Origin of the sequence: Mesorhizobium sp. M0029 (assembly GCF_040323735.1) — a bacterium.
GTDB lineage: Bacteria > Pseudomonadota > Alphaproteobacteria > Rhizobiales > Rhizobiaceae > Mesorhizobium.
Genome location: NZ_JAMYVF010000050.1, coordinates 1 through 8943 on the forward strand (window position 1 = coordinate 1; position 8943 = coordinate 8943).

General features: G+C 58.5%; 7 protein-coding genes and 4 pseudogenes. 3 read left to right on the forward strand and 8 right to left on the reverse strand.

Going from position 1 to position 8943, the window contains the following annotated elements; genetic code table 11:
- Positions 1–24 precede the first annotated feature (24 nt).
- The 3 genes and pseudogenes from NKJ76_RS31965 to NKJ76_RS31975 form a co-directional block, all read right to left on the reverse strand.
- Positions 25–486 (reverse strand): annotated as a pseudogene (locus NKJ76_RS31965) (transposase); the annotation flags it as partial.
- A gap of 593 nt (positions 487–1079) precedes the next feature.
- The gene (locus tag NKJ76_RS31970) at positions 1080–2225 is read right to left on the reverse strand and encodes a M20 family metallopeptidase (protein WP_352539196.1); all 1146 of its coding nucleotides are present in this window, start codon (positions 2223–2225) and stop codon (positions 1080–1082) included.
- 37 nt (positions 2226–2262) lie between these two features.
- The gene (locus NKJ76_RS31975; RefSeq protein ID WP_352539197.1) at positions 2263–3450 is read right to left on the reverse strand and encodes an aminotransferase class V-fold PLP-dependent enzyme; all 1188 of its coding nucleotides are present in this window, start codon (positions 3448–3450) and stop codon (positions 2263–2265) included.
- Positions 3451–3736: 286 nt separating this feature from the next.
- Between NKJ76_RS31975 and NKJ76_RS31980 the strand changes: the two genes are divergently transcribed.
- Positions 3737–4198 (forward strand): Lrp/AsnC family transcriptional regulator, encoded by a 462-nt coding sequence (locus tag NKJ76_RS31980; RefSeq protein ID WP_352539198.1) that lies wholly within the window; start codon positions 3737–3739, stop codon positions 4196–4198.
- Positions 4199–4883: 685 nt separating this feature from the next.
- Positions 4884–5396 carry a hypothetical protein gene (locus NKJ76_RS31985; RefSeq protein WP_352539202.1) on the forward strand — a complete coding sequence of 171 codons (513 nt, stop codon included), beginning with the start codon at positions 4884–4886 and terminating at the stop codon, positions 5394–5396.
- A 384-nt stretch (positions 5397–5780) separates the two neighbouring features.
- Here NKJ76_RS31985 and NKJ76_RS31990 read toward each other — a convergent pair whose 3' ends face one another.
- The 5 genes and pseudogenes from NKJ76_RS31990 to NKJ76_RS32010 all read right to left on the reverse strand — a co-directional run.
- Complete coding sequence (locus NKJ76_RS31990) at positions 5781–6038, reverse strand: hypothetical protein (protein ID WP_352539199.1); 258 nt, start codon at positions 6036–6038, stop codon at positions 5781–5783.
- A gap of 59 nt (positions 6039–6097) precedes the next feature.
- A complete protein-coding gene (locus NKJ76_RS31995; protein ID WP_352539200.1) occupies positions 6098–6259 on the reverse strand; it encodes a recombinase zinc beta ribbon domain-containing protein in 162 nt (53 codons plus the stop codon).
- Positions 6260–6753: 494 nt separating this feature from the next.
- A pseudogene (locus NKJ76_RS32000) lies at positions 6754–7032 on the reverse strand (recombinase family protein); the annotation flags it as partial.
- Positions 7033–7036: 4 nt separating this feature from the next.
- Positions 7037–7267 carry a hypothetical protein gene (locus NKJ76_RS32005; RefSeq protein ID WP_352539201.1) on the reverse strand — a complete coding sequence of 77 codons (231 nt, stop codon included), beginning with the start codon at positions 7265–7267 and terminating at the stop codon, positions 7037–7039.
- Between the two features lie 344 nt (positions 7268–7611).
- A pseudogene (locus NKJ76_RS32010) lies at positions 7612–7998 on the reverse strand (transposase); the annotation flags it as partial.
- A 158-nt stretch (positions 7999–8156) separates the two neighbouring features.
- Here NKJ76_RS32010 and NKJ76_RS32015 point away from each other — a divergent pair.
- A pseudogene (locus NKJ76_RS32015) lies at positions 8157–8943 on the forward strand (IS110 family RNA-guided transposase); the annotation flags it as partial.

Below are 8943 nucleotides of genomic sequence, written 5' to 3' on the forward strand. Positions count from 1 at the left end.
GTTCCCGTTCATGGCGCCGCCTTAGACGAAGGGGGCAGTCATGCCCGTCGGCCACACCGACGGTGAAAGTGGTGGTTTCCAATGGCCGTGCGGCACGCCCGCCCGGCAGCGCTCACCTCATGGGGCACGGCCCCGCAGCCGGACCAGGTCAATAATCCAGTTTATGCCGGATCCAGATCGAGTTGGCGGTCGAACCAGTCCCGGCGCCGATTCAAGACGTCGGGGCGATCCTGCTCCAGTGCATGTGCGGACTTTTTTTGAATGTCCAGCCATGCCGGCCAAGGCAGGCGCTTAAGGCGCTGCGACTGATTCGAGCTGAGCGCTCGACCGCCAGCCGTTCCACCATCTCGTTCAGCGTGACCTTTTGTGGTTATCAATCAGCCCGATGATGAAAGCTTCATGCACATCGAGGCTGGAAGCGCGTCGGCGGCCTTGCCGCCTCGGCCCCAGTTCGCCGATCTTTGCCCGAGCAATCCAACGGATCGCGCCGGGACGCGCACTCCAGTCAGCTCTATTCTCGACCTCACCGAGAAACCGGACTTCGCCCGTGCGGTCGCCCTCGGCCATCGCCGCCGCATGCTTCTTCTTGGCTACATCAAACGCGACAAATGCCTCGCTATACTCTCCCATGGCTCGCCCTCCGTGCGTCAGGATCGGCTCGGCCCATCCTTGTCTCTTAATGGCACGAAAGGGCGGGCCACCGATCTCAGGCCTCGGTAAATGACGTCTAAATTAGTCTAGTAGACACGATAATGGCCATGGGCACAGCCGGTTCTCACTTCCGTCGACTTTTGTCGATTGCCATAGCTGATCTCAACCAGCGTGATGCAGGTCTGAGAGGTTCGCGATTCGTGCATCATTACACTACATGCCACCGCTAACACCCCGCAGCCGACAGGTTCCGTGCTCAACGGCGCAAGCCTCGCCGCTTCGGCGACACATCAGTCGGGGTCAGACTGGCATTCACGACAGCATGCGTCAACGGCGCGATACGAGGCAAATTGATCTAAAGCGAATGTGCTTCCGGGGAGCCCGAGGTATCGCCGGTTCTCTTCATTGTATAGTGCCGGAGGGAGGCTCTAGTAACTCAGCATAATCTTTTTATAGATTTCGACGGCCTTGGCTAGCTGATCTATCTCCACGAACTCATTGGTGGTGTGGGCCTGATTGATGCTTCCAGGGCCGAGGATAATGCAGGGAATTCCTCCCAACGAGAGCTGGCTTGCATCCGTCCCATAAGGGACCCCGACATGCTTGCCCGTTCCGGCAACTTCAGCACACGCCTTGGCCGCCACCGCGGCTATTTTCGTCGCCTCCGCGCTCGGGGGAGCTGGATCTTCTAAGGCGGGCAGCAACGAGCGCACCTTGATCTTATCCGCACCCTGGCGCACCCCTTCCAATATGCATTCTACTTCCTGTAGTGCGTCTGCGGGTCGTTCTCCGGGCGTGAGTCGTCTATCGATCCAGACACGGCACGATGGCGGTACAGTTGCCAATTCTGCCCCCCCTTCAATGAGAGTAACTGTGAGAGTCGGGGGGCCGACCAAAGGATGCACACGTTGAGACAAAGTCTCATTGATTTTGTCGAGAGCCAATATGACCTTGGCCATTCCTGTGATCGCGTTTACTCCAAGATGAGGCTTGGAGCTATGAGCAGGCACACCCTCAACTTCTACCTGCCAGCGGACCGAACCTTTATGTGCGACGACCAGCTCCAGGTCAGTCGGCTCACCGACTACAGCTGCATCATATGAAACACCCGACTGAGCAATTGCCCGCGCTCCTTTCTTCCGGTACTCCTCGTCAACGCTTGCAGCCAAGACGATCGTGGCTCCGGGTTTACGCTCTCCCAGGGTGCTGAGAGCGATCAACATCGCCGCCAACGGGCCCTTATCGTCACAACTTCCTCGGCCATATATTCGCCCGTCCCTTTCGTCTGCAGAAAAAGGATCTGCCACCCAATTATCGACAGGTACCGTGTCCATATGCGATATGAACAAAACGCGCTTGGAAGGATCCTGCCCAGGCACCCAGGTAAAGAAGTTCGAACGGCCGTCCGTAACTTCCTGATACTCATACGGCATGTTTCTCTCGCGGCAAAATGCCTCAAGAAACTCGGCGATCTTTTGCTCGCCGCTACCCTTTGCTGACGCTGACGGGTTGATGCTCTCAATTTTGATGAGTTGCTTGAGAAGCTCGACAGTTTGTGTGCTTATGGACGACATAAATACTCCTATCCCTACTTGAGAATGCAGCTTCCGGCTATGCCAGCCAGTTCTTTGCCAGAGCGATCACTTGGTCAGCCTCGTCTGCGGTGTTGTATAGATGAAGTGAAAAGCGCAGCAGCCCCCGGCGGACTGAGACAATCACCTGTTTCTCCAACAAATGCTCGTGCAGCGAATGAATGCGGCCGTCGGATTCGCGCGAACCAGCAAATGCTGGATCTCCCAGAGCAACGATGCTTCCGGTGTGATTCCCTGGTGCGCCGCCGCAAACAGGTAGTCCGAGATCTAACAAGCCCGATGCCAGCCGTCTTGCAACCGATGCGACGCTTTGTTCAATCGCTAACGTGCCGATTTCCATCAGTTGTCCGATTGATGCGTAGACCGCTATTACGCCGGGGAAATTGTAATGGCCAATTTCAAAACGAGGCGCCCCGGCACGCAATTTTACCGAATCGAATATGGGAGCCGATTCTGGTGCGTCCCCGAGATCGACACTAAAGCGGGCGAGGTAGGCAGGGCTCAGACGATCGGCCCATTCTCGGCGGCAATACAGAAATCCCAATCCATAGAGCCCCATTAACCCCTTGTAAGAGGATGCCACCAAACCGTCGACACCAAGCCGAGTGACATCAGTATCCAATATACCGACGGACTGGGACGCGTCGGCCAAAAGAAAAGCGCCAACCCGCTTGCAAGCTTCAGCAGTGGGCTCCATCACCGTCTTGAAGCCTGGCACCATTGTCACCGTCGATACAGTGACGATACGAGTGCGAGAGTCGATGGCTTTGACAAGAGCATCGCACGGAAGCGCACCGTTATCAGCTTCTACAGTCCGAAGTTCAATTCGATGCTTGTCCCTGATTTGCAGCCAAGGCAAGATGTTGTTTGCGTGCTCCAATTGCCGGCACAGCACGACATTGTCGCCGGGCCTCCAAATTATCGCGTTTCCGATTATATTGATGCCTTCCGAGGCGTTCTTCGTAATGGCGATTTCATCTTTTTCGGCCGCGATGAATTTGGCGAACCTAGAACGAGTCCGCTCGACAAGTTCCATCATTCTTTCTTCGTCATTCAGGCCATTCAGTCTATTGTCGAAGTGCTGATCCATAGACGTTCGGGTCGTTCTGGATATAAGCCCCTGATTTGCAACATCCATGTAAATGGCGCTTTCAGTGGCCGGAAACTCCTGTCGGAGAAGGTCCAGGGGAAGAAAATGGCTTGCCATGCTTGTCATCAGATCCGTGTTCGTGGGTTGAGAATGCAAAACCTACTCATGACGTCCAACTTCTACCGTTATGAGCCTAAAAGCTATTTTAAGAAGCCGTCGAGCTACCTTGCGGACGACGTGCCCGGGCCGATTCATCAAGGACAAGAGGTCACCACCTAGGCTAGGCGAAGGGCCTCGCTGATCAGATCATTTTATAGCTTGATCATTGTGGAACTCAGGCTAAGATCCGCACGAGCAAGCCGTTTTTCTGCGCAGATGTACTCTTTTTTGCAGTGATAGTGAAATGGACCTGGATCGAGTTGATCGGAAGCTTCTCAATGCGGTGCAGCGCGACAATCGCCTTACGACAGCCGAATTGGGCGAACTTGCGGGCCTTTCTGCGACCGCTTGCCAGCGGCGACTAAAGCGACTGCGCGATGGTGGTGTGATTGAGGCTGACGTTGCCATAGTCTCACCACAAGCCGTGGGTCGTCCCATGCTCATGCTGGCGTCTATCAGTCTGGAGCGCGAGCGGGTAGATATCATTGATCGGTTCAAGCAAGCGGTCCGGCGCACGCCTGAGATTATGAGTGCGTATTATGTAACGGGTGAAGCCGACTTCGTTCTCATGATCTCTGTGCGGGACATGGCCGAGTATGAGGCATTTACCCGTCGATTCTTTCACGAATCTGATATCAAGGCAGTCAAGACGATGGTCGTGATGGATCGGATCAAGGCATCATTAGCTCTGCCCATTGAGGAATGACGGCAGCGCAGCCTTGGACTGGCGCTGTGGTGAGGGATTCCGGGTCCTCCGGAAGGCGTATCATCTCGGTGATCGATGCGGTCCCTGGCGTGGGTCGGCTGAGGCACTCACCGTCGACGGCGACTTGGCACATCTACGCGCGCTTGCTCGTCAAATCAATGATGAAGCGCAACACTATGTGTGCCGGGTTCTCCCCCTGTTGCGCGCTAAGTCTGTTTTCTACTCATCTGCGATTCCCTACCAATAAGAAACGTATTCCGCACCCTCAACGTCGCTTTTATGCGATCGCATCGACCGCCGCCTGTCGTAGCTGGGCGCGCCACACGAGCGGGAGGAACTGCCGCAGCAGGTCGAGCCCGATTCTTGGCAACAGGGTGCCATTTCCGTGCAGTGCGTCTCACCAAGTATCGCAGCAAACGCGACGAACAATATCCCGGGACGCTACGCGGTCAAGTTTCGCGGAGTCCGAACACATCCAACTGACCCTCCCGATCATGCAGGGGTCTGTTATCCTTCGCGAAACGAGGGATTGGGGGCTCATCTCGATGCGAGATGCATGCAAGCTTTCCAGTGATAGAGCACGCGCCGCAGCACCGCGCATCAAGGATGCCGGAGTTCCGGCTGCGCAGATCGGGTCCAAGCAGGCAGAGGCGCGGGTTTACTCATTTTTTTGGTCCAGCAACGAATGCACAACGTCGAATGGGATCTCCGCAAAAGAAATTCGCATACTGCGGCCGTGCGGTTCCTGATGCCAAATCGCGATGGCACCTTGGATTGGATCACTGGCGACGGTCAGGCGGCGGCTCTACCAGGTGTCTTTGAAGTAGTTGGCACATTCGGCTGCGGTGAAAAGGTCGACGACCGCGCCGACCGCGTACCACAAAGCCTTAATGGTTCTCTCGGCCTTTTGCGCCCAGGCGCGTTGAGCTTGGCGAGGCCATTTCGATCGTTTGTTCATGATGACTCTCGATTGCAGATTCCTGTTGAGTTGTCGGCCATATCTACGAGCCAGATGCGCTGGCGGCCGATCTTGGCAAGCCGTCCCTTGAGATCGCCTCGTCGGAGCCATCCCATGGACTGTCTGACGGTGGGCGCCGATGCGATCGGCGTATTCCTGCAGTGTCATTTCACCATCATGCTGTCGCGGGACATTACCGGACCAAATGGGGCGCGTGGTGCCGAGCCCGCGTCGCTGTAGCAGTCGCCGGATCATCGGCGCGTTGAAGCTCCTTCTTTGGCGGGCAACCTTCAGCGTTGAGCGTGTCGGCAACGGTCTGGCTGGTTGCTCCCTGCTTTCGCAGCTCAGTAATGTGGGTCAGCAAGCGGTCGAAGTGCTCCAACTAGTCGAAGCGTCGGACCGGTCGGATGAGGGCATGCCTCACGGTTCCGCCCGCCCAAAGACACACAAGCTCGGCGCGCTCGGTCTCCCCAAGGACGCGTATCTCCACGTTCGAGCATCAGGCGCGCGATGGCCTGCCGATCCCGCGCGGTCGTTGACGCTGCTTGCTATAACGCCGGTATATCTTGGGCCAGTCGACGCACTGAGCTTTGCTCAGCATCTGTGAGTTGCTCGGGCTGTCGTTCAAGGGCGCGCCGTTGCGGCGTCGCGAAGCGTCTGTTTGGCCGAGAGTGCTGTTTTCCAGTCCCGCTCCAGCATTCGGGCGACTAGGGCGATTGTCCGATCAACCGCCTCGTAACGGCGGCGGGTCAGCGCGGCCTCATATTCCGTTCGTTCTAGGCGCAGCTTCCATTGTTTATGCAGTTGTTGACGCTCAAGCTCGAGGTCCTCGGCGGCCTGCAAGCTCACCTCGATCGCTGCAGGAGAAAGGGCTTCGAGCATCAGTGCGGCTATTTGCGCATCGACCAGGCGCGCACTGATCGACTGGCAGCGCGGCGCACCTAGGTGATCGTCATCTGGTGACAGACATAGCGCGCCTCCCGTCCGTCGTCGGTATAGGTCGTGAACATCAGCCGCCCGCACAAGCCGCAGGCGACGAGGCCACCCAGCAGCGCTGCGCCGTCGCGGGGAACGGCTGTATGCCGCGTGCGATTCCTGGCCATCTGCTGCTGGTTCCTTTCGAAACTGCTCCAGCTCAATACAGGCCGGCAACGCGTCCTGGTGGAGCACCATCCATTTCTGTGGGTCAAGCAAATAGTACCGTCCACTATGTGGCTTGCCGGCAATTCGGGGGCGGGCGTCGTATTCCCGCCGGCCGAAGACATAGGCGCCGGCATAGGCGGGATGGCGAAGCATGTCTAAGAGCGTGGCCCGATTTGGGCGGTTCCAGCGAACGTGGCCCTTGTTGAGCCCGCTGCGGATGCGATCCGGCAACTGGATGTCGTGATCGACTAGGTAACGCAGCACGCCGCGGATAGAGCGTCGTCGCTCGAACGGCAAAGACCAGGGGGATGGCGCGTTGCACACCCTCGTCAGGGTCAAGCGCGACATCCCCCAGGGCCTGACCACATAGCCGCTTGGTAGTCCCAGGGAAGAGTTCGCCCCGCCACGCTTTTGCGCGCCGCTTCTCGTGCATACGGGCTTTCAGGATGTGAAGCTCGGCTTCGCGCTTCGTCCCCTTGAGGCCGAGCAGCAGCCGGTCATTGTACGTGCCCGGATCGTAGACGTCGTCGGCGTTGCCTATCAGCGTATCGAACAATGCGCATATTTCGAGCAACTGATGCCAGTCGCGGCAGGAGCGCGCTAGGCGCGACACCTCGATTCCCAGTACCAGCCCGACCGGCCGAGCCCCACCTCGGCGACGAGGCGCTGGAAGCCCGGTCTGTCCAGGGGTCGACGAACCCGAGCGACCGAGATAATCGTCGATGACTGTCACCTGCTCACGACGCCAGCCAAGCCCGGAACGCCCGATCGGCAAGGCCGTATTGCAGCCGGGTAGACTCCCGGTTCTTGGTCACCTGCCGTACTGTTGATTGGCGGACATAGGCCACCGCCTGGCGTGCCTGGTGACGCTGCCCGATCTTTTCGGGAATCATCAGGTCTGAGCGCTGCTCCGCCTTCATCGCCTGTCTCCCGATCTGCCGATAGCTGCCGTTGATCAATTCGCCCATGCGGTATCAAATCGGATTGAAGGCGGGACTGTACGGCGGCAGGTAGAGTAGGCTTGCCCCTGCGGCCTTAATCGCGTCGCGCGCGCCGGGCGGGCAGGTTGATCGGGTTGTCTAATCGCCGCTGGGACGTCAAGCATGTAATTGCGTCGAGACGACGCTGCCGGGTGCATGGTTGTCTTCGCGGTCGACATCAGTCGCCGCATGATGGAGCTCCGCGGACGAGCCTTCAATGTGGATGACGCACTTTGCTGAGACAGCGGTGCAACCCATCAGCGGAATGGCTCGGCTCACGTCCCGGCAGGGACGTCTCAGGCGCTCAGATCCTGAACGCTATTCGCAAGATTTCATGCTGTGGCGCCTGCATTTCGATCAAAGAACTCACCGGTCTTGAGCATCGAATGCATAATCACCGCCAGTTTGCGCGCCACAGCCACGGCAGCTCGTTTGAAGCCGATCCTCTCCCGGAGCTGGAGACCCCATCTCCGCAGGGTGCTCTCGGTTGAGCTACGCGTCAGAATAACCGACGCCGCTTCGTAGAGAAGCCCTCGCAAATGGCGGTCGCCGCGTCGGGATATATGGCCGTCATAATCGACTTCTCCGGATTGGTAGCGGCGCGTCGTCAGTCCTATCCAGGCGCCAACAGATCGGGACGTCTTGAAGTTGCCCGGATCTTCAATGGCAGTGGCGAACGAGGTTGCGGTAATGGCGCCGATGCCGGGGATCAACATGAGCATCGTGAGCCCGTATTCCATCTTATCGGGGAACAGCCACCCTCCAAGGCTATGATCGGTTCCAGGGCGCGTCCCTCCCGCGATTACCCCATGTGGACGCCCTCACGGCATCAATGTGCCAAAGTGGTGACGTTGAGAACCACCGGAGGAAGGAGTCCATGCCACAAGTTACCACCATTGGCCTGGATTTGGCCAAGAACATCTTCCAGGCCCTTGTGCGCAGATGCGCCGGCACGGTCGTGTTCCGTAGGAAGTTGCCGCGCGAGCAGGTGCTGGCCTATTTCGCCGCGCAGCCGCCATGCCTTGTGGCTATGGAGGCCTGCCCGGGCGCGCGCTACTGGGGTCGCGAGATCGGCAAGCTCGGCCATGCGGTCAGGCTAATCGCGCCGGCTTACGTGAAGCCCTTCGTCAAGCGCCAGAAGAATGATGCCGATGCCGAACCGATCTGCGGGCAGCGCAACGGCCGACGATGCGTTTTGTGGCAGTTAAGAGCGAGGAGAAGCAGGCCTCGGCTGTGATCTTCCGAACCCGCGATGTGCTCGTCGGTCAGCGCACCCAGCTCATCAACGCGATCCGCGGCCATCTATCCGAGTTCGGCCTGATTGCGCCGCAGGGCCTCGTATGTCGAGCGGCTCATTACACAGATTGAAGATCCTGCCTTGGGCGTGCCGGAGGCCGCACGCTGTTGCCTTCTCATGCTCGTCGAAGCACTGCGTAGCCTCCAGGAACAGGTCAAATCGCTGGACACTGAGATTGCTGCTCGGGCCAAAGCCGACGTTTCCGCTCACCGGCTGATGACCGTGCCCGGCAAGGTCCGCTGATCGCTACCGCACTGGAGGCAATGGCGCCGCCGGCCGAGACATTCCGCTCCGGGCGCGACTTTGCAGCCTGGATCGGGCTGACGCCGATCCAGCGCTCAACCGGCGGCAAAGAACGGCTCGGACG

What these genes read in the sequence shown, in the direction of transcription:
- NKJ76_RS31970 (WP_352539196.1), bottom strand. Translation starts at nt 2,225, where the DNA reads ATGTCGTCCATAAGCACACAAACTGTCGAGCTTCTCAAGCAACTCATC.
- NKJ76_RS31975 (WP_352539197.1), bottom strand. Translation starts at nt 3,450, where the DNA reads ATGGCAAGCCATTTTCTTCCCCTGGACCTTCTCCGACAGGAGTTTCCG.
- NKJ76_RS31980 (WP_352539198.1), top strand. Translation starts at nt 3,737, where the DNA reads ATGGACCTGGATCGAGTTGATCGGAAGCTTCTCAATGCGGTGCAGCGC.
- NKJ76_RS31985 (WP_352539202.1), top strand. Translation starts at nt 4,884, where the DNA reads ATGCACAACGTCGAATGGGATCTCCGCAAAAGAAATTCGCATACTGCG.
- NKJ76_RS31990 (WP_352539199.1), bottom strand. Translation starts at nt 6,038, where the DNA reads ATGCTCGAAGCCCTTTCTCCTGCAGCGATCGAGGTGAGCTTGCAGGCC.
- NKJ76_RS31995 (WP_352539200.1), bottom strand. Translation starts at nt 6,259, where the DNA reads ATGGCCAGGAATCGCACGCGGCATACAGCCGTTCCCCGCGACGGCGCA.
- NKJ76_RS32005 (WP_352539201.1), bottom strand. Translation starts at nt 7,267, where the DNA reads ATGGGCGAATTGATCAACGGCAGCTATCGGCAGATCGGGAGACAGGCG.